Annotated in this window: 22 protein-coding genes and 1 pseudogene; 12 read left to right on the top strand and 11 right to left on the bottom strand. The window is 58.9% G+C overall.

What is annotated here, in order from left to right; translation table 11 throughout:
* The first annotated feature begins 154 nt into the window (after positions 1-154).
* The 4 genes and pseudogenes from RI103_RS36240 to RI103_RS36225 form a co-directional block, all read left to right on the top strand.
* On the top strand, positions 155-526 hold the full coding sequence (locus tag RI103_RS36240; protein ID WP_310818862.1) for a YciI family protein: 372 nt from the start codon (positions 155-157) through the stop codon (positions 524-526).
* Entirely contained in the window at positions 523-1,791 is a 1,269-nt protein-coding gene (locus tag RI103_RS36235) for a DUF6596 domain-containing protein (RefSeq protein ID WP_310818861.1), read from the top strand. Before RI103_RS36240 ends, RI103_RS36235 begins: the two co-directional genes overlap by 4 nt.
* A 183-nt stretch (positions 1,792-1,974) precedes the next feature.
* Positions 1,975-2,754: a DUF4239 domain-containing protein gene (locus RI103_RS36230; protein ID WP_310818860.1), complete on the top strand. Its 780-nt coding sequence runs from the start codon at positions 1,975-1,977 to the stop codon at positions 2,752-2,754.
* A gap of 143 nt (positions 2,755-2,897) precedes the next feature.
* Positions 2,898-3,089 (top strand): annotated as a pseudogene (locus tag RI103_RS36225) (IS3 family transposase); the annotation flags it as partial.
* 182 nt (positions 3,090-3,271) lie between these two features.
* Here the strand turns inward: RI103_RS36225 and RI103_RS36220 are convergent.
* The 4 genes from RI103_RS36220 to RI103_RS36205 all read right to left on the bottom strand — a co-directional run bounded on the left by RI103_RS36220 (position 3,272) and on the right by RI103_RS36205 (position 8,991).
* Positions 3,272-5,014, bottom strand: coding sequence for a VCBS domain-containing protein (locus tag RI103_RS36220; protein WP_310818859.1), 1,743 nt, complete (start codon positions 5,012-5,014; stop codon positions 3,272-3,274).
* Between the two features lie 808 nt (positions 5,015-5,822).
* Positions 5,823-6,593, bottom strand: a complete 771-nt coding sequence (locus RI103_RS36215; protein WP_310818858.1) for an alpha/beta hydrolase — start codon at positions 6,591-6,593, stop codon at positions 5,823-5,825.
* Positions 6,594-7,010: 417 nt separating this feature from the next.
* On the bottom strand, positions 7,011-7,430 hold the full coding sequence (locus tag RI103_RS36210; protein WP_310818857.1) for a cytochrome c: 420 nt from the start codon (positions 7,428-7,430) through the stop codon (positions 7,011-7,013).
* Positions 7,423-8,991, bottom strand: a complete 1,569-nt coding sequence (locus RI103_RS36205) for an NAD(P)/FAD-dependent oxidoreductase (RefSeq protein WP_310818856.1) — start codon at positions 8,989-8,991, stop codon at positions 7,423-7,425. Before RI103_RS36205 ends, RI103_RS36210 begins: the two co-directional genes overlap by 8 nt.
* A 493-nt stretch (positions 8,992-9,484) precedes the next feature.
* Between RI103_RS36205 and RI103_RS36200 the strand changes: the two genes are divergently transcribed.
* The 5 genes from RI103_RS36200 (at position 9,485) to RI103_RS36180 (ending at position 14,319) form a co-directional block, all read left to right on the top strand.
* A complete protein-coding gene (locus RI103_RS36200) occupies positions 9,485-9,760 on the top strand; it encodes a metal/formaldehyde-sensitive transcriptional repressor (protein WP_310818855.1) in 276 nt (91 codons plus the stop codon).
* A gap of 8 nt (positions 9,761-9,768) precedes the next feature.
* Positions 9,769-11,040: a CDF family Co(II)/Ni(II) efflux transporter DmeF gene (gene dmeF / locus RI103_RS36195; RefSeq protein ID WP_310818854.1), complete on the top strand. Its 1,272-nt coding sequence runs from the start codon at positions 9,769-9,771 to the stop codon at positions 11,038-11,040.
* Positions 11,041-11,464: 424 nt separating this feature from the next.
* Positions 11,465-12,028 (top strand): DsrE family protein, encoded by a 564-nt coding sequence (locus RI103_RS36190; protein ID WP_310818853.1) that lies wholly within the window; start codon positions 11,465-11,467, stop codon positions 12,026-12,028.
* 598 nt (positions 12,029-12,626) lie between these two features.
* Positions 12,627-13,976 (top strand): HAMP domain-containing sensor histidine kinase, encoded by a 1,350-nt coding sequence (locus tag RI103_RS36185; protein ID WP_310818852.1) that lies wholly within the window; start codon positions 12,627-12,629, stop codon positions 13,974-13,976.
* 178 nt (positions 13,977-14,154) lie between these two features.
* Positions 14,155-14,319, top strand: coding sequence for a zinc ribbon domain-containing protein (locus RI103_RS36180; RefSeq protein WP_310818851.1), 165 nt, complete (start codon positions 14,155-14,157; stop codon positions 14,317-14,319).
* Between the two features lie 305 nt (positions 14,320-14,624).
* Here RI103_RS36180 and RI103_RS36175 read toward each other — a convergent pair whose 3' ends face one another.
* A complete protein-coding gene (locus tag RI103_RS36175; protein WP_310818850.1) occupies positions 14,625-15,035 on the bottom strand; it encodes an ABC transporter permease subunit in 411 nt (136 codons plus the stop codon).
* 41 nt (positions 15,036-15,076) lie between these two features.
* Here RI103_RS36175 and RI103_RS36170 point away from each other — a divergent pair, with 41 nt between their 5' ends.
* Positions 15,077-15,361, top strand: coding sequence for a hypothetical protein (locus RI103_RS36170; RefSeq protein WP_310818849.1), 285 nt, complete (start codon positions 15,077-15,079; stop codon positions 15,359-15,361).
* A gap of 29 nt (positions 15,362-15,390) precedes the next feature.
* Positions 15,391-15,690 (top strand): hypothetical protein, encoded by a 300-nt coding sequence (locus RI103_RS36165; protein ID WP_310818848.1) that lies wholly within the window; start codon positions 15,391-15,393, stop codon positions 15,688-15,690.
* A 355-nt stretch (positions 15,691-16,045) separates the two neighbouring features.
* On the opposite strand, the gene RI103_RS36160 is transcribed toward RI103_RS36165, so the two are convergent.
* The 6 genes from RI103_RS36160 to RI103_RS36135 all read right to left on the bottom strand — a co-directional run bounded on the left by RI103_RS36160 (position 16,046) and on the right by RI103_RS36135 (position 24,711).
* Positions 16,046-17,260 carry a cyclopropane-fatty-acyl-phospholipid synthase family protein gene (locus tag RI103_RS36160; RefSeq protein WP_310818847.1) on the bottom strand — a complete coding sequence of 405 codons (1,215 nt, stop codon included), beginning with the start codon at positions 17,258-17,260 and terminating at the stop codon, positions 16,046-16,048.
* 467 nt (positions 17,261-17,727) lie between these two features.
* Complete coding sequence (gene glp / locus RI103_RS36155; protein WP_409077073.1) at positions 17,728-18,933, bottom strand: gephyrin-like molybdotransferase Glp; 1,206 nt, start codon at positions 18,931-18,933, stop codon at positions 17,728-17,730.
* Positions 18,934-18,971: 38 nt separating this feature from the next.
* A complete protein-coding gene (fdhD, locus tag RI103_RS36150; RefSeq protein WP_409077072.1) occupies positions 18,972-19,814 on the bottom strand; it encodes a formate dehydrogenase accessory sulfurtransferase FdhD in 843 nt (280 codons plus the stop codon).
* Positions 19,815-19,887: 73 nt separating this feature from the next.
* On the bottom strand, positions 19,888-20,874 hold the full coding sequence (gene cydB / locus RI103_RS36145; protein WP_310818845.1) for a cytochrome d ubiquinol oxidase subunit II: 987 nt from the start codon (positions 20,872-20,874) through the stop codon (positions 19,888-19,890).
* 44 nt (positions 20,875-20,918) lie between these two features.
* Positions 20,919-22,316 (bottom strand): cytochrome ubiquinol oxidase subunit I, encoded by a 1,398-nt coding sequence (locus tag RI103_RS36140; protein WP_310818844.1) that lies wholly within the window; start codon positions 22,314-22,316, stop codon positions 20,919-20,921.
* 73 nt (positions 22,317-22,389) lie between these two features.
* Entirely contained in the window at positions 22,390-24,711 is a 2,322-nt protein-coding gene (locus tag RI103_RS36135) for an FdhF/YdeP family oxidoreductase (RefSeq protein WP_310818843.1), read from the bottom strand.
* Between the two features lie 255 nt (positions 24,712-24,966).
* Between RI103_RS36135 and RI103_RS36130 the strand changes: the two genes are divergently transcribed.
* Positions 24,967-26,391, top strand: coding sequence for a PLP-dependent aminotransferase family protein (locus RI103_RS36130; RefSeq protein WP_310818842.1), 1,425 nt, complete (start codon positions 24,967-24,969; stop codon positions 26,389-26,391).
* Positions 26,392-26,488: the final 97 nt, after the last annotated feature.

The following is a 26,488-nucleotide window of genomic DNA, read 5'->3' as shown; positions in this document are numbered from 1 at the left end:
GAAAGTCAGATATCCTCGACGGAGGCGAGTGACTAAGACGGGTGCGCCGTCCGCCATTTTTTTGACGCTGCCTGTCCGTCGGCATACGGCCCGAGCGTCATTGTCATGGCGGCCCGATGTGATTCACCGCCTCAACCCCATGACGGAGGCTCATATGCAATACCTATTGATGATCTATTCGGAAGAAAACGGCTGGAACCGGATGACCGACAGCGAGCGGCAGCAAGGAGTCGCCGCGTACCATGCGTACACGGAATCGTTGAAAAAAGCGGAGGTGCTGGTGGGCGCCAACCGGCTGCAGCACACGAGCACGGCCACCACGGTGCGGCTCATCGACGGCAAGCCGCAGGTGCTTGACGGACCGTATTCCGATTCGAAGGAGCAGCTCGCCGGCTACTACCTGATCGACGTGCCCAACCTCGACGCGGCGATCGCGTGGGCGTCGCGTTGTCCGGGCGCGGCGCACGGCCTCATGGAAGTGCGCCCTGTCTGGACTGCCCCCTACGACGCGCCGTCTGCTGCATGAGTTCGTCCGGCGGCGGTCGTGACACTGACGACACCGCGCATTCGATTGCCGAGGCGGTCGCCCGTCGCAGTTACGGCAAGCTCGTCGCACTGCTGGCGATGCGCACGCGCGACGTCGCCGCGGCCGAAGACGCGCTGGCCGACGCGTTTGCAGCCGCGCTCGCGGACTGGCCGGAGCGCGGCTGCCCCGCGAATCCCGAAGCGTGGCTGATGACGGTTGCGCGCCGCCGGGCGATCGATGGCGCGCGTCATCGCCGTGTCGGCGACGACGTGGTGAACCAGCTAGCGATCCTCGCCGACGAGATCGACGAGCGTGAAGCAGGCATGTTGCCCGACCGGCGGCTTGCGCTGCTGTTCGCGTGCACGCACCCTGCGCTCGAGGCCGCGATTCGCACGCCGCTGATGCTGCAGGTGGTGCTGGGGCTCGAAGCGAAGACGATTGCGTCCGCGTTCCTGACGTCGCCCGCCGCGATGAGCAAGCGCCTCGTGCGGGCGAAGAACAAGATCCGCGAAGCGGGCATTCCGTTCAGCGTACCGGAGCGCGAGGAGTTGCCCGGCCGGCTCGCTGCGGTGCTGGAAGCGGTCTATGCAGCGTATGCGGAGGGGTGGACCGATCCCGTCGGCGGCGGCACCGAGCGGCGTGATCTCGCCGGTGAGGCGCTGTTTCTCGCGCAACTGCTCGTCGAGCTGTTGCCCGAGGAGCCGGAGACGCTTGGTCTGCTCGCGCTGATGCTCTTTGCGCAGGCGCGGCGCGATGCGCGACGCAATGCGGCCGGCGACTACGTGCCGCTGTCGGCTCAGGATCCGGCGACATGGAACGCGCCGATGATCGACGCAGCCAACGCACTGCTGCGGCGCGCGAACCCATTCAACGCAATCGGACGCTTTCAGCTCGAGGCTGCTTTGCAGTCGGCACACGTCCACCGCTGCCAGACGCGTCGTCCGAACTGGGGCGAGGTCGTGCAACTCTACGATGCGTTGCTTGCCATTGCAGCTTCGCCGGTGGTCGCGGTGAACCGCGCACTCGCGCTGGCGGAACGCGACGGCCCGCAGGCGGCGCTCGACGCGCTCAAGCCGTACGCCGACGATCCGCGGCTGGCCGACTACCAGCCGTACTGGGCCGCGCGCGCCGATCTGCTCGCACGCGCCGGCGCGACGGCGGAAGCGCTCGGCGCGTACGATCTCGCGATCGGACTTGAACGCGATCCGGCCGTTCGCCGGTTTCTGCAGCGCAAGCGCGCGGAGCTGTCAGCGGCGCGAAGGTAGATTGGCGCCTCGCGTTTGCCACGCGAGTAAGCCTCGCGCAACGGCGACGCGGACCCCGGGTCGCGCTGTAACGTGGTCGAGCGCACAGACTATCGATGGAGCTTCGTGGTCTGGTTGAGGGGTTTGGAGTCCCCGACCCACCAGGAGTATCCCGTTCAGACTGGGCACTGCGCAACCACAATCATGAGTACATGGGTCCACGAGCTGCCGTTATGGTTGATGGCACTTGTCACTTTCAGTGCGATATTTCTCGCGGGCGCGACCATCCATTTCGTCACCGGATGGCTTGCTGCCGGTCGGTATGGGCGATCATTCAAGGCAATTTCTCCCGGTCTGCTTTCTCCACTCGGTATCATATTCGGCTTATTTATCGCCTTCACGGCCTCGCAGGTCTGGAACGATACAGCGCGCGCCAATATCGCGGTCGCCACTGAAGCGAGTGCGTTGCGGTCGGTTGTCGTCATGTCTGCCGTTTTGCCAAATGAAGCCCAGACCGAACTGCGAAGGATGGTCCGAGACTACATCCAGTACACCGCGACGACTGAATGGCCGCTCGTGGCGAAGGGAGCCGTCACACTTAACGTTAGTCCTCCTTCGCTGAACAACGCACTGAAGTTCACGCTATCCCTACCAGTCGTTACGCCCGGACAGCAGACGGCGCAGCGCGAGGTCGCGGCGTCCCTGCAGCATGCTCTCGAAGTGCGTCGCGAGCGTATCCTGATCAGTCGCAGTGAAGTGAATAGTGTCAAATGGCTATGCCTGACGTTTCTGGCGGTGTGCCTGCTGTTCGCCATCGCGTTCGTTCATTGCGACAACCGGCTGACATCTGCCGTGGCAATCGGTCTGTTTTCGGCGGCACTCGCTACAACCTTTTTGCTCATCCTCTCCCACGATCGGCCCTTTACAGGAGACGTCGCGCTGACGCCCGAGCCGCTGTTGCAGGTGATACCTGAGGATCGCTGAGCGTTGTCGGCCACGAACCGACAGTCGTAGCCGGGAGTTGACCGACCGTTACTCGTTGTTATGCAGACACCGGTAGTCACCCTGCTGGAAAGAGAGCATGCGGGTACAGCGATTCGCGGATGTGCCGGTGCCCTCGACGGCTGATGTGCCAGCTGCTGGGCGTTTCGGTCAGCGGCTATTACGCGTAGCGCAAACGGCCGCTCTCGTTGCGGGCACAACAGGAGTCTTGCCTCAGAGCTGAAGTGCTTGCCGCGCACCAGTGCACACGTGAGAGCTGTGATCCCGAACGCTTGCAGAGGCACCTCGGGGAGCAAGGTGTGTACATCGGCGCTAACGCATCAAAATGAACGCGAGGCGTTCGAAGCGGATGCGTAGGCGCCTCCGCTTCGCTCGCTGTGATCAACTTGCGGTGGGACTAGCACCCACTGGAGTGCGCCCATGCTACGCGCACAAAAAAATGGCTTGCATTCCACTGAATGCAAGCCATTTGAATGTTCGGGCCGGCAAGTATTGCTGCTTAGAGGCTGCTCATCGCCACGCCTCGCAGCACCTGACCGTAGGGCGCCGTCTGCATCACGGTGAAGCCCGAGGAAGTCGTCACGGTCGAACCGCTCACGCTCAGCGTGATCTTCACAAGCTGGTTCGAATCGGCACCTGCGTCGAACGTCGTGCCCAAACTGTTGTTGGCCGTCGAGGTGACCGCGTAGAGCGTGTACGAACCGTCACTGTTGATCACCCCCGTAACGTTGCGCAGGCCGTCCGCCGAGGTCGTGTACTTCGCGCTGACCGTACCGTACGTTCCGCTGGTATCGGTCACGGTGTACGCCTGGCCGAGATTAAGACCTTGGGTAAGGTGAGCGATGGCCGTCCAGGTACTGCCCGACTTCTGATAGACCCACAGACCGCCGCTGCCGATCGCCATGTCGCCCGGATCGCCATCGCCTTCGTCAGCCACGAACATCAGGTTTGTGTTTGTCTTCGGCATCCACATACCGAACGGGTAGCCGGTGTTCCAACTCAGCGGCCACGACGTCACGCCAGCGGTCGTCAGAGCTGAGGTCAGCGCCGCATTCGATGCCGGCTCATTGCTTGCGGCCGGCGCGCCCGACCATGCGGTTGTCGGCGCGCTAAACAGCGGCGTGATGTTGACGTTCTGCAAGCTGCTGAACTGAGCACCGTTCGCCAGGGCGCCCGTCGCCCCGACCTGGAACACCGTATTCAAGCCGTTGCTGCCGCTGCCCTTCGATACATACAGAGTGCCGTCCGAAGCCAGAAACAGACCGCGGAAGTTGCCGTCCTTGCCGGTCTTGTCGTAAGCGAGGCCGAGCGAGGTCAGCGAGAAGCCGAACTGGTTGCCGCCAGCGTTGGTCTTCTTCGCAAACGTAGTGCTCGACAGTGCGTCGGTAATCGTACCCAGCCCGCACGACGTCGGCGCCGTATAAGTGCTGCTGTTTCCGGAGAAGAAGGCGCCGACCGGCTGCGAGAATGCGCAGCTGCTACCCGCGGCAATCGTCTGCACGCCCGTGTTTATGGTCAGCATGTCGAGCTGGCCATAGGTCGGGTTCGGCGACGAGCCCGAGTTGCCGGCATTGCCGACGATATAGTACTGACCGCCAGCGAGCACCGACGCACGGCCGTTATTACCCGAGTAGGCATTGGTGTTCGTGAAGGTCAGAGCCTTGGTTGCCAGGTTGAGCTGAGCGACCGTGCGATACGTCGGTGTGGCGATGTCGGTATTGGTCGGATCGATTACGCCCGGCGTATTCGAGTTCGAGCGATCGATGGAGTCGATCGCTGCGTTATAGCCGTTGAAGGTGATCGCGCTACCGTCCTGCGACAGGTTCAACGCGAGTTCCGACTTCGATGCGAAGCTCGTTGTGAAATCGAAACCGTTCTGCTTGGCCGCTGCCGTCACATCGAGGTACTGGGTCGGGCTGGTGGCGCCGGTCGCCCATTGATCAATCACGGCATCGGAGGTCACACCGAAGTTCGCGTCGGCGGTTGTACCCTCCGTCGTGAACACGTTCGGATAGGTACCCGGCGAGACAGCGGTCACCGGCGCAGCATTGGTCGTTTCTGGCGTGGCGTTGAACGGCAGCGTGCCCGTGACCGTGAAGGCCGCGTCATAGATCGCACGCGAGACCAGCAGCGTCGGCTGTGCGCTAGCCGAGCTCGGTGTGGTGCCCGAGGCCGGGTTCGGACCGCTTTGCGCTGGCGTGCTGTTGGTGCTGCCGCCGCAGGCCCAAAGCATTGACGTCATTGCAGCGATCGGCAGCAGTCGGAACACGGTACTTTTCATGCAACCCCCTATAGTATGGATTTCGAATAAGTCTCATCGCACCATGCCGAAAACATAGAAATTACTAAACCGACTAGCTTGCTTTGCGAACGCACCAGCAACAGCCCGCAGGATCGCCTACACGATGTCATCAGCAACACAGCTTCGGGACTGTACCAGGGGGCGCGTGGTGTTGTTATGACGCCAACCTTGCATTTATAAACTTCTGCTGTGCACGAGGAAGTACGTCGGCGAAATGCGAACCTGACCGGCAATGCGGAATGGGGGCGCCGGCGCCGATCCATAGGCGCAACGCCTACCCGCCAGGGAGGCCACTGCCAAGGCGGCTTAAGCACGCCCTCGGAAGTTCAGTTCGAAGGAGTGATCCACCGCGCGGCATCGGCGGCGGGCCTTACAGAATCTGAGGCGTGGGGTGTGACACGCTGGCGAGAACCTTTGGACAACGTTAAAGGCCCGACGTGGAAATCTCGCCGTACAGTTGGCATAACCAATGATCCGGCGCAAGTTGGCCGAGCGCTCACAGGTTGCAGTTCACGAAAGCTCCCTCACAGCTCCGTAGAACTCTGTCCACATCACGTCCTCCACGATCGTTCGCGCAAGATCGTTATCATCCCGTTGGCGCCTCCAAACTGATCTTGAAGAGGATGAGCAAGATCGGGAGGTCCGGACGCACATCATAATTGCGACCGAACCGAGGTGAACGATCATAATCACGACACCGACGATCAACCAGGTACGCCCGTCCGATCACATTCATCGGGACGAGCACTTACGCGCACAATTTCATAAAGTGCACGAGCATCGCGTTGATCTGATCAGGCACTTCTAGCTGCGAGAAATGCCCCGCTCCAAGGGTCTGGCCAACGAAAATACCCGGGCACCTGGATTTCAATTGCATCATGTCGCCGAGTGGACTGGCAGCTCCGATGTATGCGGCTGGCACAGAGCACTGTTCTGCGGCGTCTGCGGCGTCGTATTCCGTAGTGTGACGGGCAAGCGCAGATGCAAGCACGTGCTGTGGCGTACTCTCCATGGCCGTGGTGATCCATTGCTTGCGTGCCGGGTCGTCAGACGGAATGAAGAGCGTCTCCGCAAGCTGGCGCACGACGAGCCTAAAGTCATTCGTCTGAAGTCCTGCGACGGCCACCTTAAGCTGCTCTAAGACGCGCGCGGAAGGGAACAGCAGCGAGTCGATAAGCACAATGCCACTGGCGACATCCGGATGACGCGCCGCAAGTTCAAGTACCGCGTTGCCGCCCATGCTATGCCCCACTAACATCGGCTTGCGCACGCCAAGCCTCGAGCACAACCAGGCGATGTCGTCCGCGAAGACCTCCATGGTGTAATTTTGATCTGGCGCGTCGCTCATGCCGTGGCCGCGAAGATTGAGGGAGATCACACGGTGATGCACGGATAAAGCGTCTACCTGCGGCTTGAAGAACTTACGGTTGCATCCCCATCCGTGCACCAGAACAATAGATTTTCCCTGCCCGACATCATCGAATCCGAGACGCACGCCATCACGGTCTATTTCTGCCATCTTCGCTCTCCGTATATCAAGAATCTGACACAAGCGATAACAGCTGTTCCCGGAATCTATTCCATCCTCCAACGTGCAGCGCGATCCTGTTCAGCCGGCCGTTGCGGCTTAGATGCCTCACGTGATCTTGCGTCGTCCGTGAGCTTATGCGCAGCCAAACGCCTCGCGGCGGCCACTGGTAACGGTGTGCGGCCGAGCAATGTGAAAAGCGGCCAAGGCGGCAGCGCCTCATAGTCACCGACCGTTCGTGCGCACGGCAGTGTTCGGACCAGCTTGATCAGATATGCGTACCAACGTTGAAACTGAAACCACCCCTCGCCGCCCCAAAACAAACCCGGGTACGTCGTGCCACAAGTCTCGTGAAGCGATGGAGGACGGTGCGGATAAGAGTCCCGGCGATTGCCACACCACGTGAACTCAGCGCAAACTTCTAACCTCGCTCGGCGTGACAGTTCCGGTAAATCGATTCCCAAAATGAGTTCTCGTGTAATTGACAACAGCAGCGACCTGCTCGTCATCCATCGCGTCGCCAAACGATGGCATCGCCTTTCGGCCGTGCAGCACGTTGACGATGACGTAGGGTGCTGCTTCGACTGCGGGGTTGTCAGCGAGCGCCGGGTAGTGCCCCGCGCCCTGTGCGCCTTTTCCATCCGGCATATGGCATCCCGCGCAGGTAGCGTTGTAAAGCGCTTCGCCGCTTTCTTCGGTGAAGCGGTGGCCTGGCGAAATCGTGAAGGCGCGTGATGTGTCCTGTGCCACGGCCTGAACCGACACTGTCGCGGCTCCCATCGGCAAGGCCATCAGCATTACGCTGAGGATCAGCGTCGGCCTATCCATTGACGATTCTCCGATGCAACCGGGTGATCGCATCCAGTGACGACAGCACGGCGCCTTCCTGCCATGCCGGGATATGGGAAGCGTGCTCTCCGGCAAGGACGATGCGTCCGTCGAGCTGACAGAGATTCGCGTAATGCGCTTCTCTCAACGCATCCGTCCAGGCGGCGAAGCAGCCATTCGTGAACGGTGATCGGCTCCAGCTCATCGCGAAGCCATTCTGGTACTCGCGCGCGTACTGCGGATGAATCTGGCTGCCCTGGCTCAATGCCACCGCGATCCGTTCCGCAGGGGGCAGCGCACCCATCTCATAGCTGGCGGGCCCCCACATGTAGGCGCCGAGCAGCACCGCAGGCCCGGTCGAACCGTAACCTGTTGCCGGATAGCCGATCGTCGAGATCGGCAGGTCAGTATGCGTGATGCCGCCGTAGATCTGATCGTCTTCTTCCCAGAATCGCCGGCCAAATTGCAAGCCGATTTTCACCGATGTCTCGTAGGGCACCGCATCGATCGCGGCGCGCATGGCCGGCCCGACCGCCATGTCGATCTGACTCAGAATCGAGAGCGGGATGGTGCACACCAGCCAATCCGCATGCGCGCTCCGTTCGGTCCGGGTGGTCGTATCGGTATAGCGCACTGTGACGCCTTGCTCGTCCTGCAAGATGGCCGTGACCCTGGCGTTGAACACTACGGCGCTTGCGACCTGCGAATGAAGCGCATGGGCAATCCTGTCCATGCCGCCGACGGGCTGGAAAATGGTGCTCTGATAGTCCCGCTCGTTTCCGGATGAGAGCCATTGCCACAAACGCGATGCAAGCAACGGGTCGCGCGGGAGCAGAGTCGACGGCACGGCCTCGGGCATCAGCCCACCGCCAGGCGCGGTCGCGAATCCGCGGCGTTCGCTGCTTCGCCCGCCCGCCTGATAGCGGCCACTCCTATCAAGCGCACCCCATTGACGCAGGGATTCGAGTAGCAGATGCGCATCTTCGGCTGACAACGCATCATCGAGTGCGTCTTTGTGCATTGCTTTGGAAAGCAGCTCGGCGATATAGCCCTGATAGTCGGTCTGCACCTCGCGGAATCGTTGCGGCTTGCCACCGAAAGCCTCCGTCGAATGCAGGTATGCGTTGTAATTGACCTGGATGAACGGCTCGAGCGCCACCTTCAGCCGTTTTGCATAGTCGAGTACGCCCTGATGGTGATACGGAATGCGCCACGGGCCTGGATTCAGATAAAGCCCATCAGCGAAATCGCAGTACTGGGTGGCACCGCCGAGTTCTGTATAACGATCACCGCCCCTGACAGTCCAGGCCCGACCACCCGCGCGGTTGTTGTACTCGAGCACTTGCACCTGGTAGCCCGCGTTCCTCAACTCAAAGGCCGCGACGAGGCCAGCCATGCCGGCGCCGAGCACGAGAATTCGCGTTCCTTGGGGCGCGCCATCGAGTTTGATCGGCCCGGCGTAGGTCGAGGCAGCGGCGAACCCAAGCGTGCTCATGCCTTGCATCATGGCGGCCGCGCCGAGGTTCTTGCCGATCAGCGTCAGCAGGTGCCGGCGGCTCATCGCGTTTGTGGTCATTCTCGACATAAGGACGGGTGCCCCGACTGGAGAGAAATGATGGAGACGGCATCCCGGATTGCAAAGGCCCGAATCATACGGATACGGATTCGTATACCCGGTCATTGTGTTGGGCGTGCTGCATCGGACTAGTTCATTCTATGCGATCACCCGTCGAGCGTCGTGAATCGAACACCAGAAACGTTGATTGTGAGCGCGAAGTTGGCCGTCGCGCCTCCGTTGCGACGCGAACGTCCGGCGGCTGCCTGCTTCCACTGAAAACGGGCTTGAGACGAACTGAAACTATGAACCGTTTCTCGTCACCACGTGCGACTGTCCGTTACCTGGATGGCCCACTGCGCCTTGTGAGCCGGGCTCACTTGGAGAATATCTGGCGAGTCCGCTGACATTAGAATCCGCGGTATCAACATATACCCCAACCCCCTATGCTAAACTTGCGGCCATTGCATACCCCGTGGGGGTATTTGGAGAGCGCACGGTGAGTCACACGGTCCAGGAAAAACAGAAGCTCCTCAATAGGGTCCGCCGCATCAAGGGACAGGTCGAAGCCATCGAGCGGGCGCTCGAGGAAGAGAACGGCTGCTCGGACGTGCTGCAGCGGATCACGAGTTGTCGCGGAGCGATGAACGGTCTGCTTGCGGTTGTGCTGGAAGACCACATCAGGAACCACCTTGTCGACGCGGAAACCGGCGAGGAGGCCGGTGTCAGCGCGACGGAACAACTCATTGAAGTTGTTCACAGCTATTTCAAATAGAGTTAAAAATGAGCGATTCTAAAGACGCCGCGTTCGGCGCAGGACATGACCACATCTTTCTGGGTGTCGGTCACGAGAAGAACGAGCGCAAGACGTGGGCCGTGATTGCACTTTGCAGTGCGATGATGCTGATTGAAATCGTCGGCGGCAGCATGTTCGGTTCGCTGGCGCTCGTCGCCGACGGCCTGCATATGTCGACGCATGCCGGCGCGATGCTGATTGCGGCTCTCGCGTACACCTACGCGCGCAAGCACGCCAGCGACTCCCGCTTCGTGTTCGGCACCGGCAAACTTGGTGACCTCGCAGGGTTCTCGAGTGCCATCGTCCTCGCGATGATCGCCGTGCTGATTGGCTACGAGGCGGTGTCGCGCTTTCTGTCACCGGTACCCATTCATTTCGGTGAAGCCATTCCCATCGCGGTGGTGGGCTTGCTTGTTAACCTGGCGAGCGTGTGGCTACTGAGCGGCGGCGACCATGGACACAGCCATGGGCATAGCCACGGCCATGGCCATGATGACCACGCTCACGAAGAGGAAGTGCCGACGATTTCCGCTGCATCCGGCGTGTTTGCCGTTTCCATCTTCGAAGACGGCGTGCCACCCGTTTTCCGCATTACGCCGGCGACAGCGGGCTCGCGCCTGGATGCTTCCGCTGTTTCCATTACGACGGTGCGGCCCGATGGGACAGAACAGGCATTCGCGCTGGCGGACCGCGGCGGCTATCTGGAATCGACGATAGACATTCCTGAGCCACACGCTTTCAAGGCCATCGTGTGGATGCCGGACGGCGAGCACGAAGTCGACTTCGAAGAACATGAACATCACGAGGACGTCCATGAAACAGCGACCCGCGACCATAACATCAGGTCGGCCTATATCCACGTGATGGCAGATGCGGCGGTCTCCGTGCTGGCTATCATCGGCCTTGTGCTGGCACGCGCTTTGGGCTGGCTCTGGATGGACCCGCTCGCCGGTGTCGTCGGCGCGCTGGTGATTGCAAACTGGTCGTACGGCTTGATGCGCGACACTGGCGCGATCCTGCTCGACATTAACCCCGACAGGCGCATGGCGGAGAATGTGCGTCACGCTATCGAGGACCGCGGCGACAAAGTTGTCGACCTGCATGTATGGCGGGTCGGCCCTGGTCACATGAGCGCCGTGGTATCGGTGGCAACAGATGAAATCCAGCGAGACTCGCGTTTCTACCATGCGGTGCTCGGACGCTTCAAGGGACTGTCTCACGTCACCGTTGAGGTCCAACCGTCACAGGTGGCGGCCTGAGGCATGACGGTCAAGTCGCCGTGCATCTATGTGTGCGGCTTCGATGATCGGACGCCAAACAATTACGAGCGCGTCCGCCCCGACCTCGGGAAATGCGTGCGGGAGACGCTCGATCTGAATGCCAATCAAACAGTTGCGCTCATGAGCGGTCCGAATGTCCCAATGATAGTGCACGGTCTTGCACATCGAGAAATTCTAAGTTTCAAAAACGCAGTCACCTGGTTCCTTTTGTAGCAATAGGATGGTGCTTCCTTATACGCAACGTGGCGACGATCCTGTCGATTGGCGATACGGACCCTGGCCAACGTGTCGCCTAACCCTTGATGCCAGACGAGCTTGTTTCCATCGTGCTGTGCTGTGTGCTCGGATATTGATCTGGCCGAATCGGCTCTGACCAATGACCGCATCGAAAGAGGAGGACCCCATGTCCAAACTTAAGACTCTAGTTGTCGGCTGTGCGCTATCGCTTGCTTGCGCAGCTTCGTTCGCGCAGACTCCTTCACAGCCCCCGGGGTTTTGGAGCACGCCCACGATACCCGGTTACGGCAGGATGCATATGCCGGATAGCCCTGCCTATATGCCGGACCCGTCGCACATCTATAAGATCGTCTTCGCGGTCACCCAGGCTTCGCGAACGCCGTCTGACGTGAACGGGGCTTTGGATCATGTTGCTCGAACTGTCAACCTCTATGTGGCGGCTGGCGTACCACTAAAAAATCTGAAATTCGTCGTGATAGTGGGTGGCGCTGCGGCACCAACGGCGCTTGACGACGCTCACTATCGAGCAAAATTCGGCATACCGAATCCCAACTTGCAATTGATTTCCGAACTCGAGCAGGCAGGAGTTGACGTGGCCGTTTGCGGGCAGGCTGTTCCTGAGCATCACTTCGACTACACGTGGATCGACCCAAAGATTAAAGTAGCGCTCTCCGAGTTGACCACTGTCACGGTTCTTCAGCAACAGGGCTACGCGCTGCTGCCTCAATGAGGAATCACTTCTGTGACTACCCAACCGATTGAACGGAAGCAATCGCAAAGCACAGACGTCGCGGTCGATCTGGAACAATTCAGTTTGACCGTCCGCATGCTCAAGATATAGCTTCAGCGATGCGGATGACAGCGGACAAGGAGGAAACGATACACAGTAATCGCTTTAATCTTTGATCGCGTTTTCACATTCCCTCTTAGCGCCAGCCATGCCCCCCGTCTGGCAACCTCTCGATCGTGATCGGCGGCAACGCGCCAGATCATAAGAAGGCGGACTACATTGCAAATTTGTAATCGACCCGTCCGTTTTGCGTAAACTACCATCCAGTATCCTCAAAGCCTTCGAATGGTAGTAGTTAGCCTCGAGCGCAAGGTTGCTGCAGTAGTTTGACCGTCAGTTGGAACCGGTGGGGGAAGGCTTCGCGAAAGCAGATTTCCCAGGACCCGTCGGATCCCGAGCGACTGCTTTGAAGTACCTCAACCTCGAGTAGGTCAACATGGGCTCCAATTAGCGCTAGCGTAGCTCGTGCGCGGCTCAGGCTATCTCCTCGTAGGGCAACCCCTTGAACATTTTCTCGTCAGCGACGGAAGGCGCCCAGGTGGGTCGCAGCTGGAATACGACGACGTTCCGACAGCTGTTCGCCTACGCTATCATCTTTTCGTTCTCGGTGATGTTCCTGATCGGCTTCGTTGGGTACGCGGTGACGGACCAGATGGAGCGCAGAGCCGACGACGTGATCCAGTGGCAGCTCGGCTATTTTGGCTCGTTACCCGAGAAAGAACTCGCCGTCATCCTGCAAAGAAGCGTCGAACACGAACACATCAACTACTACGGTCTGTTCACTGCGGATGGTCAGCATATCGCAGGGGACGTGCCGACACTTCCGCCGCAGCTGTCCGTCGAGCGCAGCGGCATGACGTTTAAACATACGCTGTCAGTTGCCGGTAGTGAACGAGCGCCGATCGTGCGCGCGATGGCGGAGCGGCGCAGGGACGGCACGATACTGGTCATCGCGCACGATATTACGCACGGTCTCACAATCCGCCTGGACGTCATCAATGCGCTTCTAGCGGGCGGGATAATTTCCCTCGTGGTCAGTTCTGCCGTCGGTGTTGCACTCGGCGTGCGCCAGATGCGACGTGTGAAGGCGATCCGTCGCGTTACATTGCAGATCGCTCAAGGCGACCTCAAGCGGCGTCTGCCGACCGGTGGCCGCGACGAACTGAACCTGTTGTCGCATCTGGTCAACAACATGCTCGATGAAGTCGAGCGCCTGATGACCGAGGTAAAGGGCGCGTGCGACGGCATTGCGCACGATCTGCTTACGCCGCTCGCCCACGTCGGTAGGTCGCTCGTCCATGTTGCGGAGCGCGCCGACGCACTTGACGACGAACAGTTGTCGACCATGGTTGCTCACGCGCGATCCAATACCGACAAGCTGCTGGAACGGTTTCGTGCAATGCTGCGCATTTCGGAGATCGGCGCGCTGCAGCGGCGCGGCGGCTTTGCCGAGGTGCAACTGGCGACACTCGTCTCGGAAGTCGGCGAACTCTACGAGCCGCTTGCAGAAACCAAGTCGATCCAGCTGGTGGTACAGGCAGAGCCGGTGGGCGCCATTCACGCCGACCGCGCGCTGCTGTTCGAGGCATTCACCAATCTGATCGATAATGCGATCAAGTTCGCGCCGACAAGTGGCACGGTGCGTATAACACTCACCCGGACACGGTTCGGTCCACAGGTCGAAATCGTCGACAACGGACCGGGTATTCCTTCCGGCGAACGGCAGGCGGTGCTCGGACGTTTCTACCGCAGCGAGCAGACGCGCCATATCCCGGGCTCGGGTCTCGGCCTCAGCATGGTCTCGGCGGTGATCCGGGTCCACGACTTCACAATGAGGATCGACAACGCCGCGCCCGGTACACGGGTGACGATCGAATGCTGGTCGTGAACGCTCGCTTGAGCCACGTCGGTTCCGCGACCGGAGGGTTGATTTTTGAACGTTTTTGCGGATGACCGATGTACAGCGGAACCCGCCTGCACTGCCCTGCACTAGAATGGGTTATTACCGGGCGTCGTTGGCAGTCTCTGGCCAGCACGGCGTTCGGAATTCTCGTTGGAGGAATGCCATGCCGACTTACCAATACAGGTGCGAGAAGTGCGGTGAATTGTTCGAACATGCCGAGCATCTTGCGGAACATGAAACCGCTCATCCAGCTTGTCCGAAGTGCGGAAGCGAAAAGGTTCAGCACACACCAACTCCATTTGTCGCGAAAACGTCCAGAAAGAGCTGAAATCTGTCTGACCGAGCAAGGCAAATCCGGCCATCTACGGCCGTTGGCCTGTCTGTCACGTGGACGTTCGAACGCGGGATCCGCCCTCAGACAACGGACGGTGGCGAGCGGATCACGCGCGGCATCAAACGTCCAGGCGTTGGGGCCGGAACCGACCAGCGAACTGTCTGCGCGGCTGAGCGGCGCACGTGCCCTAAGCCGCACGCCGGCGCCCAGATACGCGTCAGTCGAATCACCGGCAAGATCACCTCTCGCTCGCAACTGACCTTCAATGCGCTTCAGCGCAGTGCGTCGAGACGCCGTGTTCAGAGCGACGCCAGCGCCGGCACGACGCCGCTGATCACCAGCATCACCGTGCCCATGGCCATACCGTCGCCGATCGAACCCTGCTCGAACTGCTGCCAGATAAATACGGATGCGGTTTGCACGCCGCTGGGCGACAGCAGCAGCGACGTCAGGAGTTTACGTGAGGCCACCGCGAAGACGATCATCATCGACGCCGCGAGCGGCGGGGCCACCAGCGGCAAGACGATGCGCCACAACATACGCATTTCGCTAGCACCATGCACGCGTGCCGGGGCCTTGAGGCTGCCGCCGATCTGCCGCAGTGCGGCACTCGCATAAAATACAGGATAGGGCAGTAGCAGGCAGTTGTACGACAGGAGCAAATGACCCACGTGTTGTGCGGCGTGACGGGCCAGACCGGCAGATTCCACGCGAGGATCAAGCCGACGCCAATGACGATGCCGAGCATTGCATGCGGCAGCAGCGTGAGACCGTCGAGCGCCTCGCGCCCGGGTGTGCGCGTTTTGATGATGATCCACGCGGCAAGAGAACCCAGCGCGCCGGTGAGCACGGCCGTGCCCGCGGCGCGGAATTTTTCTGGGACGCAATGAACATGCGTGAAGGTGGAACAGTCGATTCTATTCGCTTCACTGCGTACAGCAACCCTTCCGTTGTTTTGAACCCAACACACGGCTTCATCGCGCGGCAGGTTTATTCTGGATGTGCAACTATAGTCACGCAACTCGCACCTGTCTGAACAGTCCTGACACCCAACGGGGAGGGTAGATGAGAGAAGATGCCAAGACGCTATTCGTTGCTTCCGAGGACATCGCGACGGCGTTAAATTTACTGGAGAGCATTGAGGTTGAGGTCGGGTTCAATAGCGATGACCCGGAGAGCATCGAGCAGGCGATTCTCGCCGTCGAGGACGCGATCAACACTCGTCTGAGCGGCTATCGCGGCGATGCGCGTATCGAATCAGCCATCCTTCGCGTCAAGTCGGACTTCCGGTGCGCGATCCTTGATCAAGCCTCGTCCGAGGACGACAATGATGAGGTCATCAGCAGTATCCACACCCTGCATTGATATTTTTCGTTCCCATATCACCCAAGCCCTAGTTGCATCCGGTCGCTTTACGGGGGCTTCTTGAGGCAGTGCTTCATCCGGTTCGCCGGACTACTGGAGCGTTCTCCGGATACTCATAAACTTCGGCTGAGTCATCTCCTCGTACGCGAAACGAACGCCTTCGCGGCCGAGGAGCGCAAGCTCCCGATGCGGTCACCATCCGTCGAAGTACTGTAGAGCTGGGCCCCGCACATTTCCTGATCAGGAAGCATGGACGATCCCGAAAACCTGTAAAGCCATTAGCTAAGTTAGCATGGCTGTTGATCCCGGAAGCGAGTATTTCATTTGAGAAGACGTGCTGCATTGACCTGTACGCTCATCCGCGTGCGATCCCCCCTCGCTGTCGTAGATTTACCGCCGGGACCCCGCTACGCATTGACGCAATGCCTCCTGCCTTCTGACACACGATTTGATGCGCCGATACGTTACGAATAGAGAACGCATGTGCGCAACCTGCAAGATAGACACGCCATGCCCTGTATTTAGTCTCGCCGATAGTCTGACGAATGCGCTCAGTGTGTTGCTCATAGCGCTCTGCCCAGCACCTCAGTGTCGCCGCGCAGTATTGTCCGAGATCTTGAATGTCGATAGCCTCCAATCCGCTTTCCCGCAATGCTCGCGTCACCAGCGAGATGTGCGAATGTTCACCGGACGGTAACATGAATCCACCAACGAACTCGCCTCCTGGAACCTGTGTGTCGCCCTCGCCGGAGTCAGAGTTCGTGATGCGATGGTCTAGAAGTATGCCGCCGTCTGCAAGGAGGCAGTGAACCTTCGAGAAGTACGATGGGAGGTGGTCTCGTCCTATGTGCTCGAACATTCCGACGTTCGTTATCCGCTCAAACGTCCCACGGAGATCGCGATAGTCCGCTAGCCTGATTTCAACCCTATCGCTCAGGCCTGCCGCTCTAACCCTTTCGGTTGCAAGCTGGTATTGATTCTCCGAGAGCGTTACACCGACGCATCTTGCCCCATAAGTCGCAGCAGCGCGCATGACTAGCGCTCCCCAGCCACATCCAATGTCCAGGAGACTTTGCCCAGATTGAAGTCCTATTTCACTGAGAACACGATCGATCTTCTTGAGTTGCGCTTCATCAAGCGTTTCCTTGCCGCTCTCAAAGTCGCCGCACGAGAAAACCATCCTTTCGTCCAGCCAGAGTTTGTAGAAGTCGTTGGAGACGTCATGATGATAGCGGATGGAAGTTTTATCCCATTGCCGGCTGCGATTTGTCCGACTCGCGGGTTTGGAACGCACGGACATGCGATATACCGCGTCGACGACTTCTTCGAGCTTTCCGTCCACATCGATGCGCTCCGTAATGTACGCTTCAGTGAGCGAGTTCACACTCGAAGTGAAAAGCAGCGGAAGGGCTGACGCATCGCGAACATGCACGCGTACGATCGGACTCTCGAAAATCCCCAGGTCAAAAATTTTTCCGTTCCAAAGGCTCAATTGGATTGGAAGATTGTGACTACGGCGAATACCGTTCACCCAGCGTTCTATTCCTGAGTTCACTAACCGATTCAGCATTTCTCCTTCCTTCGGTTCCATGTCGTTGATAGCCCACTTCCCTCGGGCCGAGTAGCCCCTGTCGTTGGCGCGGCTGCGCCGAACGCTTTGACTAAATATAAGGTCACTCTTTGGCGATCGAGAGCACACATGTCAAGACGCCCGAAGGGCACAGAAGAGAACGCCGACGTGCGCGATGTTTCGTCGGACCGGCGAGGCGCCGACTGTGCTGGTCTCGTTGTTGACCGATTGCGTTCGTTCATCGAGTTCGAGCAGCTTTATCCCACGAGAAAGACCGGTACTGTCGGGTTGCGGATCCGAGGGGACTGAGAGCAAGGCCTAGCGAGGGGCGGGTGACGACGATAAGTTTTTCAGAACTGCAATTGCCGTCCGCGAGAAACGGCTGTGCGTTTTGCGTCAATTGGTTCAGGCATTGTTCCGGTGCTGGCACGCAGGCCGTAGATGGGTGGCCGGTACGGTCTTCGCCCTCAGGTGAGCCAGTACTGAAAATCGTAATACTCGGCACGCTGACCACTAGTGAATTGACTACCGGCCCGGATGCGCGCCAGACCGCTCGTCCGTGCCATCGAACTTAACTCGCCCGCGCCTTGTTGCTGTAGAGGAACTAGCCGCAATTGACCTTCATCGCTCATCGAGCACTTAACACGAATGAAATCGTCCCTGTCCTGCGTCTCCTCCCTTGATGCGTATAGCGGTAAGCGGGGAACCTGCGGAAACAGCGTGTCGCGCCCCTGCATGCGTCTGAGCATTGGCGTCACCAGAAGCGCAAATACAGAGAAAACAGCCCCCGGATTGCCTGGCAGGCAGACAACGGGTTTTCCGGCTACGTAAGCAACTGCGACGGGTTTTCCCGGCTTCATCCTGACTTTCCAGGCAGCAAGCTCTGCTCCCATCGATTCGAGCGCCGGTTTGATCAAATCTTTCTCCCCGACTGAGACTCCACCGGCGCAGACTACCAGATCACTTTCTGAAAGCAACCGGCCAAGCGCGCCACGGATCTCGAATTCGCTATCGCGGGAGTGGATCAAGCCAACGACCTGTGCACCCATGCTTTGCACAAGCGAAGACAACATCGGGCCATTGCTGTCAAATACTTTCTCGGGGGTATGGATATTGCCCGGAGAAATGAGTTCATCGCCTGTTGTCAGAATGCCTACCCGGAGCTGCCGGTATACGCTGACTTGATAGATGCCCTGTGTCGCAATGAGCCCGATGTGCGCCGATTGCAACAGTGCGCCTTTTTCCAACAGTAACTGACCTTGGCGAATGCTCTCTCCGCGCCGTCGAACATGCTGGCCTCGACGCGGCGCACATGTGAATTCGACGCCATTGGAGCGCTCCTTCGCATATTCCTGCATGACTACCGTATCTGCGCCTTCAGGGATGAGACTGCCGGTAAAGACTCGAGTGGCCTTGCCGGGTGCCAGGTGTTGCGGCATTTCGCCGGCGTAGCATCGTTCCTGAACCGGGAGCGGTTTGCCGTCAGAGAGGTCTGCATATCTGATCGCGTAGCCATCCATTGCGCTGTTGTCGGCGCTCGGCAGGTCAATAGCGGCGAATACCGGTTCGGCCAGAACCCGGTTGGCGCAATCGCCAAGCGGCACTTGCTCCGTGGTGTCGATTTGCGGTGCGCCAAGCGCGAGCATCTGCTGAGCATCATCAAAGCGCAGCATTGTCGGTGTTTTCGTTTCCTGGGCCTCGAGAGTGTCACTCATTGTGCGAACCCGTTCGGTGAATGTGCAGTTGGCGCTGCCGTGTATTCGACAAATCCATTCCGGCGACAAAAGCTCAGCAAGCGTATCCCTGCCTCCTGAGCAATCTGAATGGCGAGGGACGTAGGCGCGGATATGGTTGCCAGCATCGGAATGCCGACACGAGCTGACTTTCGAACGAGTTCATAGCTCGCCCGGCTAGAGAGAAAAACAAAGCCGCTTTGCAAGTCGACGCGACGATGTACGAGTCGACCGATCAGCTTGTCCAGAGCGTTGTGTCGACCGACATCCTCGAATGCTTCCGTGATCGTGCCATCTGTCAAACACCATGCTGCCGCGTGAACACCACCGGTTTGTTTCATCAAGGTCTGTTTATCCGGCAACTGAAGGACGGCACGTTCGATAGCGCGGGACGTCACTGCAACGGAAGCGCTGTGAAGAGGGACTCTCTCTGGCCGCAAGTCGAGTAGCTCTATGCTCTCGATACCACAGACTCCGCAGCCTGTACGTCCAGCGAGCGCTCTGCGCTTGCCCTTTAACTGCTGAAATGCACCTTGCGCAATCGTCAACTGGATCTCGATGCTGGACGCGTGATGTACCACGTCCACCTCGAACACATCGGAGATCCGGTCGACGATACTCTCAGTCAAGGAAAAACCGATCGCGAATTCTTCCAGATCCAACGGAGTAGCCATCATGACCGCGTGCGAAATTCCATTGAACACGAGTGCGACGGGTACCTCCACGGCAACGCTGTCTACAGTGGTATCCAATACGCCCTGCCACAGGCGGGAGACCGGACGTACCACGCTGCCGGAATGATCAGTCGGAAGATTGCACAGCACGGACTCTCTCCAATGTTATTACGCGATGTTCGTGGCGGCTCGGACTTTCGCATGCCGAGCGACGGGTCGTTTAGTGATGAACGGGAGCGACCTTGCCGCGGAACAAGTGGTACTGGTACAGGTTGTAGCCAATCATGATTGGAAAGACGGTGCCAATTCCAAACAGCATGAAGGTGAGTGTCGAACTATCAGAGGCTGCTGACGCCACACTCAGTTGGCCAGGAACGATATACGGGAAGAGACTGGTCGCCAGCCCCGCAAAGGACGCAATGAACAGGACGGCGGAGCCGGCAAAAGGACCATGTTCGCTGCCCATATGAACCGAGTACAAGATGTAGCAGACGGCCAAAGCCGCGAGTACGGCGAGTCCAATCAAAATGCTCATCACCCCGTGCTGGTCCCAGCGGCTGACGCCGACAGGGCTGATGACCAGCGTTCCAGCAGAGACGATAATCGCGGCGGCCACGGTTGTGAATACGGCCGCGATGGAATAGCGCCGTGCGGTCTGTTCAAGGCTGCCGGTGGTCTTCTTGACCAGCCAGGTTGCACCGAGCAACACGTAACCAGACACGACTCCAATTGCGGTGACCGTGACGAAGGTCAAGTGCAGATGACCGGGAAGCAGACCCGTGAGAATCTTTCCGAGGATCACGCCTTGGCAAATTGCCGCGAGCAGGCTACCCACACCAAAGATACGGTCCCAGACGGGCTTGCTGCCCGTCGCGGCGTGCCGGAATTCGATGGCTGCGCCACGCATGATCATGCTCGCAATCAGCACCATGATGGGGACGTACAGATCGGACAATATCATTGCGTACGCGGACGGAAACGCGCCGAATAACGCGCCTCCGAGTGCGACAAGCCATGTTTCGTTGGCGTCCCAGACATGGCCGATCGATTGAATCATGAGATTGCGTTCCGACTCCTTGGGGCGAAACAAGGTGAGGATGCCGACGCCGAGGTCAAAGCCGTCCGTGACGACGTAAAGCACGAGCATCAAGCCGATTATGCCGAACCACGCGTGACTTAACAGGCTCTCAGTAGAAGCTGGATTCATTGGGGTACCTATCTGGATGAATTTAAGCGGGTGTGACGTGAGTCCTAGTATTCAACCGAGGCGTGAGGTGCGGTCCGCGGAGTGGTCTCAGCCGGTGGCTGCAGCGTGAGGTCCGGGCCCTTCTTCAACCAGCGGCGAGCAAAGATAAAGAACGACGTGATCAGAATGGCGTAGAACGTGGCAAACATAATCATGCTTCCGCTGATCGCTGTTGCCGATATGTTGGAAGCAGCCTGTTCCGTGCGAAGGAGGCCGTAGACGACCCACGGTTGACGACCAACCTCGCGAACGATCCAGCCGCATTCAACCGCCATATACGGCAACGGAATGGCGAGAACCCATGCGAGCAGCAATTTGCGTTGGGCGAGCAGGGCGTCGAGGCGGCCACGTGCCTTGCGTAGAGCAAAGATTGTCCAGAACGCCAGAACCATGAAGAGGAAGCCGATGCCCGCCATGACGCGGAACGCGTAATAGAGCAGGGGCAACATCGGCGGCTGGTCGGCAACGGGGATGTCGGCAAGGCCCGTCACCTGGCCGTGCAGAGTGTGCGTGCCGAGGACACTCAGGAGTCCAGGAACTTCGAGAGACCAGTCATTGGTTTGTTTGGCTTTGTCCGGCCATGCGAGCAAGGACCAGGGTGCACCGGTACCCGGCGCATTGGTCTGCCAGTGGCCTTCGATAGCTGCGCCTTTGGCCGGTTGCGTTGCAAAGACATCGACGCCGCTTGAATCGCCTAGCCAGATCTGGACAGGGGCGACGAACGCAAGACACACCAGCGCGACTTTGAAAGAGCGGACGAAGAATTCAGGGTTGCGGCGCTTCAAGAGGTAGTAGGCAGAAATGCCGGCGACAACGACCAGTCCGGTCTCGAGCGCCGCGAACCACATATGCGAAACGCCCCACACCATGTCGGGATTGAAGATGGCCTTGGCGTAGTCGGTGACCACCAGTTTGCCATTGACCGCTTCCACACCGGCGGGAGTCTGCATCCAGGAGTTTGCGACCATGATCCAGAACGCCGAGAGGGTCGAACCCAGAGCGACCATGCTGGTAGCAAAGAGGTGCACTGGCTTAGGCACACGTTCCCAGCCGAGCATCATGATGCCGACGAAGCCCGCTTCGAGCATGAATGCCATTGCGCCTTCGAAGCCGAGAATGTTGCCGAAGAACTGTCCGGTGTACTCCGAAAAGGGTCCCCAGTTGGTACCGAACTGGAATTCCATAGGGATGCCGCTCACAACTCCCACGGCGAAATTGAGAACAAGAAGCTTGCTCCAGAATCGTGCGTGGCGATACCAGACCACCTCGTTGGTTCGAACCCAGAGGGTTTCAACTACCAGCAAAAATGCCGAGAGGCTGATGGTGAGAATCGGCCACAGAATGTGGAATATGGCCGTCATTGCAAACTGGCCTCGCGCCAGATGTAAGGCTTCTACAGGCATTTCGATCACCAAAAGGAGCGAATTGGAAGGCAAGCGCGCCAAACGGCGCGCGGCTGGTCTAAAGGGCGTCGCGTTATGCGGCGGCGGCGGGCGGCCCGGAACGATGAAGCAACACCGGGATCGACTTGGAGGTGGGCGTATTGCACACGTCTGCGACACTGGACAATGGAACCAGCGGGTTAGTCTCCGGGTAATAGGCTCCAATGCACCCACGCGGAATGTCGTACTCGACGAGCAGGAACGAGTCGGCACTTCGATCAATGCCGTCGTCCCAGACTGTCGTCATGTCGACCCACTCGCCAGCCTTGAGGCCAAGCATTTCCAGATCCGCGGGATTGACGAACACCACCCGGCGCTGTCCGAAAACGCCGCGATAGCGGTCGTCGAGGGCGTAGATCGTGGTGTTGTACTGGTCATGCGAGCGGGTGGTCATCAACGTCATGACGCGTTCGCCGTGAAGCGCCTTGGCGCGCCGGATAGGCGTGTCCGTTTCGATCTTGTGGACGATGAAATTCGCTTTGCCCGTAGCGGTCAGCCAGTCGCGCTCGCGGGAGGCGACACGCAGATGAAAACCGCCGGGATGCTTGATTCGCTCGTTGTAGTTGTCGAAGCCGACGAGAACCTTTTCCATGTCGTCGCGAATCAGTGCGTAGTTCCGGGCACGTCCCAACCAGTCAACTTTGGCGTTGCCTAGCGTCGCATGGGCGATATTGGCGACGATGGCCGTCTCGGACATCAGATTCTTCGAGGCCGGAATACTCATGCCGTAGGAGATGTGGACCATGCTCATGGAGTCTTCCACCGTGACGCCTTGCGACACGCCGCCCTGGATATCGATTTCCGTTCGACCCAAGGTCGGCAGAATCAGAGCGTCCCGACCATGAACGAGATGGCTGCGATTGAGCTTGGTCGTGATATGCATGGTCAGGTTGCATGACCGAAGCGCATCGAAGGTTCGTGGGGTGTCCGGGGTTGCTATGGCAAAGTTGCCGCCGAGGCCAAGGAACACCTTCACGTGGCCTTCGAGCATATGTTCGATGGTTTCCACGACGTCGAGGCCATGCTCGCGTGGTGGCTCGAAGCCGAATATATTCCCTAAGCGATCCAGGAATTCCTGTGACGGCTTTTCTTCGATGCCGACCGTACGATTGCCCTGCACGTTCGAGTGCCCGCGTACTGGACACAGACCTGCACCCTCACGACCGATATTGCCGCGCATCAACATCAGATTCGACAGCATGTGCACCGTTGGCACGGAGTGCTTGTGCTGGGTAATGCCCATGCCCCACGTCGCGATGACGCGCTTGCCGTTCACATAGATACGCGCGAGCCCTTCAATTTCCTCGCGAGGCACACCCGACTCTTCTTCGAGAGCCGGCCAGCTTTCGGCACGCAGATCGGCGGCGAAGGATTCGAAGCCCAAGGTGTGTTCCTTGATGAACTCAACGTCGAGAATGCGTTCATCGCCCCGTTCGATCGCTTCGTCATCCAGTTCGATCACCCGCTTTGCGACGCCCTTGATCAGCGCAAAATCACCGCCGAGCTTGGGCTGGATGAATGTGGAGGCAATCTTGGTGCTGGACATCGTCAGCATTTCGAGCGGGTGTTGCGGGCTCGAGAAGCGCTCCAGACCGCGCTCCCGGAGCGGATTGATCGAGACGATGGTCGCGCCGCGCTTCGCGCAGTCGCGCAGTTCCCCGAGCATCCGCGGATGGTTGGTTGCGGGATTCTGACCGAAGATCAGGAGCGTATCGGCGTGTTCAAAATCGTCCAGCGTGACCGTGCCTTTGCCAATTCCGACGGTTGTCGGAAGGCCTCGACTGGTCGCTTCATGACACATGTTCGAACAGTCGGGGAAGTTGTTCGTACCATACATACGAACAAATAACTGATAGAGGAACGCTGCTTCGTTGCTTGCGCGGCCCGAGGTATAGAAGGCGGCGTGGTCCGGACTGTCCAGCTTGTTGAGATGCGTGGCGATGAGCCGATAGGCATCGTCCCAGGAAATTGGTTTATATTTGTCAGTCAGCGAATCGTAAACCATTGGGTCCGTCAGTCGGCCATGCTGCTCAAGGTCATAGTCGGTCTGCTTCATCAATTCTTCAACGGTGTGCTCCGCGAAGAACGCCGGCGTGACGCGCTTGGTCGTCGCTTCCGCGGCGACTGCTTTGACGCCGTTTTCGCAAAACTCGAAAGTCGAGGCATGTTGACGGTCCGGCCACGCGCATCCCGGACAATCGAAGCCGTCCGGTTGGTTCTGCTTGAAGAGGGCGCGATAGTTGCCGCCGGAGACTTTCTCCTTGATCAGATTGATGGCGACATACTTCAACGCGCCCCAACCGGCGGCGGGATGGTGGTAGGGCTCAATCCGCCCTTTCTCTTTCGGCTTTTCCATGACCTCGGCTCCATTGACTTCGCGCTTCGAGGTATCCGTCCATTGGGCTTCGCCGCGTCGCGCATTCGGTAGCCGAAGCATAAGAGCGTTGAACTGGGCGCAAAGCGCACACATCCGCTGTGCTCCATGAAGCACAGTTTCAATAGGTGCGTGGAGACGAAATCTGTGCTCCAAAGGAGTACACTTGCGTCATGTTCTACCGGCTGCGAACGGTTCTGGAAGCCGATGGCGCAGCGTTTGCGATTGAGACGACCTGTGAAGCTCTATGAAAAACTGGCCAGCGATATCGAAGCGACGATCCGTAAGGGCGTGTTTCGTCCTGGTGACCGCATCCCTTCAGTTCGGCAATCCAGTCAGCACCACCAACTGAGTATCACCACTGTCATCCGCGCGTATTTGCTGCTCGAGAGCAAAGGCGTTGTCGAAAGCCGTCCGCAGTCAGGGTATTTTGTACGTCTACTTGACGCCAATTCAGACGGCAATGCTCACGAGTTGCGTACATCAAAGCCGATCGTCGTGTCGTCGGAGGTGGACGTTAGCCGTCTGGTGCTATCGACGCTGCGCTCGATTGGGACCGATGAGGCAGTTCCGCTTGGCTCGCCTTATCCGGACCCAGACCTGTTTCCCTCCGATAAGATCAATCGCTACGCGCACGCGATGAGCAAGAAAAAGGGGATATGGGGCGTCACCGACGCGTTGCCGCCAGGCAATCCGAATCTGATTCGTCAAATCGCAAGACGCTACCTCGAGAATGGGGCGTCGATCGATCCAAATGAAATGATCATTACGATCGGTGCCACGGAGGCGATTAACCTGTGCCTGCAGGCAGTAGGCAAGCCCGGTGACACGGTTGTCGTCGAGTCGCCAACCTTTTACGCAATGCTCCACGCCATAGAGCGCATGGGAATGCGTGCAATTGAGATCCCGACGGATGCCCAGGAGGGCATCGATCTTACCGTGCTCGCAGACGTTCTGGAGAATCAGAAGATCGCCGCATGCATGGTCATGCCGAACTTCCAGAACCCGCTCGGCTTCCAGATGACGGAACAGAAAAAGCGCGAGCTCGTCGATCTGGTGACGCGGTACGACGTGCCTGTTATCGAGAACGCTGTCTACAACGAACTCTATTTCGGCGACGCTCACCCGAGGTCATTGAAATCTTACGACACGCAAGGTTTGGTGCTCCATTGCGCCTCGTTTTCGAAGACCCTCACTGCCGCCCACCGCATTGGCTGGGCGCTCCCCGGCCGCTATCGGGAGCAGGTTGAGAAGCTCAAATTTCTCAACACACTAACAACGCCGAATTTACAGCAACTGGCAATTGCCGAGTATCTTCAGAATGACGGCTACGAACACCATTTGCGTCGGATTCGGCGGCTCTACGCTCTACAGGCCAATCTGATGAAAGCGATGGTCAATCGTTTCTTTCCGGAGGGCACGCACACTTCGACTCCGGCCGGCGGATACGTCCTTTGGGTAGAGTTACCCGAAAAAGTCGACTCGATGAGGCTTTACCAGCTTGCGCTGGAGAATGGGATTACGATTGCCCCCGGCAATATGTTCTCGGCTTCGAACGCTTACAGCAACTTTATACGTCTCAACTATAGCTACGCGTGGAGTCCGGAGATCGAACGAGCGGTGCAGACGGTGGCAAAGCTGGTCGCGGCCAGCGCCCGATAGCCCTTGCATGGGCGCAACGCCCAGAACTCGCCGGATCCTGGAGCATTCCGCCTCGATCACTTGAACCGGAGCTGCCGCTCCTCGCTGTCCCAAGCCC

This window comes from Paraburkholderia sp. FT54, assembly GCF_031585635.1.
GTDB lineage: Bacteria > Pseudomonadota > Gammaproteobacteria > Burkholderiales > Burkholderiaceae > Paraburkholderia.
This window is presented reverse-complemented; position numbering and strand designations above follow the sequence as displayed.

What these genes read in the sequence shown, in the direction of transcription:
- RI103_RS36215 (WP_310818858.1), bottom strand. Translation starts at nt 6,593, where the DNA reads ATGGCAGAAATAGACCGTGATGGCGTGCGTCTCGGATTCGATGATGTC.
- RI103_RS36240 (WP_310818862.1), top strand. Translation starts at nt 155, where the DNA reads ATGCAATACCTATTGATGATCTATTCGGAAGAAAACGGCTGGAACCGG.
- glp (WP_409077073.1), bottom strand. Translation starts at nt 18,933, where the DNA reads ATGCTGCGCTTTGATGATGCTCAGCAGATGCTCGCGCTTGGCGCACCG.
- RI103_RS36135 (WP_310818843.1), bottom strand. Translation starts at nt 24,711, where the DNA reads ATGGAAAAGCCGAAAGAGAAAGGGCGGATTGAGCCCTACCACCATCCC.
- RI103_RS36220 (WP_310818859.1), bottom strand. Translation starts at nt 5,014, where the DNA reads ATGACGTCAATGCTTTGGGCCTGCGGCGGCAGCACCAACAGCACGCCA.
- RI103_RS36205 (WP_310818856.1), bottom strand. Translation starts at nt 8,991, where the DNA reads ATGAGCCGCCGGCACCTGCTGACGCTGATCGGCAAGAACCTCGGCGCG.
- RI103_RS36180 (WP_310818851.1), top strand. Translation starts at nt 14,155, where the DNA reads ATGCCGACTTACCAATACAGGTGCGAGAAGTGCGGTGAATTGTTCGAA.
- RI103_RS36165 (WP_310818848.1), top strand. Translation starts at nt 15,391, where the DNA reads ATGAGAGAAGATGCCAAGACGCTATTCGTTGCTTCCGAGGACATCGCG.
- RI103_RS36230 (WP_310818860.1), top strand. Translation starts at nt 1,975, where the DNA reads ATGAGTACATGGGTCCACGAGCTGCCGTTATGGTTGATGGCACTTGTC.
- RI103_RS36190 (WP_310818853.1), top strand. Translation starts at nt 11,465, where the DNA reads ATGTCCAAACTTAAGACTCTAGTTGTCGGCTGTGCGCTATCGCTTGCT.
- RI103_RS36235 (WP_310818861.1), top strand. Translation starts at nt 523, where the DNA reads ATGAGTTCGTCCGGCGGCGGTCGTGACACTGACGACACCGCGCATTCG.
- RI103_RS36140 (WP_310818844.1), bottom strand. Translation starts at nt 22,316, where the DNA reads ATGCCTGTAGAAGCCTTACATCTGGCGCGAGGCCAGTTTGCAATGACG.
- RI103_RS36160 (WP_310818847.1), bottom strand. Translation starts at nt 17,260, where the DNA reads ATGCTGAATCGGTTAGTGAACTCAGGAATAGAACGCTGGGTGAACGGT.
- cydB (WP_310818845.1), bottom strand. Translation starts at nt 20,874, where the DNA reads ATGAATCCAGCTTCTACTGAGAGCCTGTTAAGTCACGCGTGGTTCGGC.
- RI103_RS36210 (WP_310818857.1), bottom strand. Translation starts at nt 7,430, where the DNA reads ATGGATAGGCCGACGCTGATCCTCAGCGTAATGCTGATGGCCTTGCCG.
- dmeF (WP_310818854.1), top strand. Translation starts at nt 9,769, where the DNA reads ATGAGCGATTCTAAAGACGCCGCGTTCGGCGCAGGACATGACCACATC.
- RI103_RS36170 (WP_310818849.1), top strand. Translation starts at nt 15,077, where the DNA reads ATGCGGCAGCAGCGTGAGACCGTCGAGCGCCTCGCGCCCGGGTGTGCG.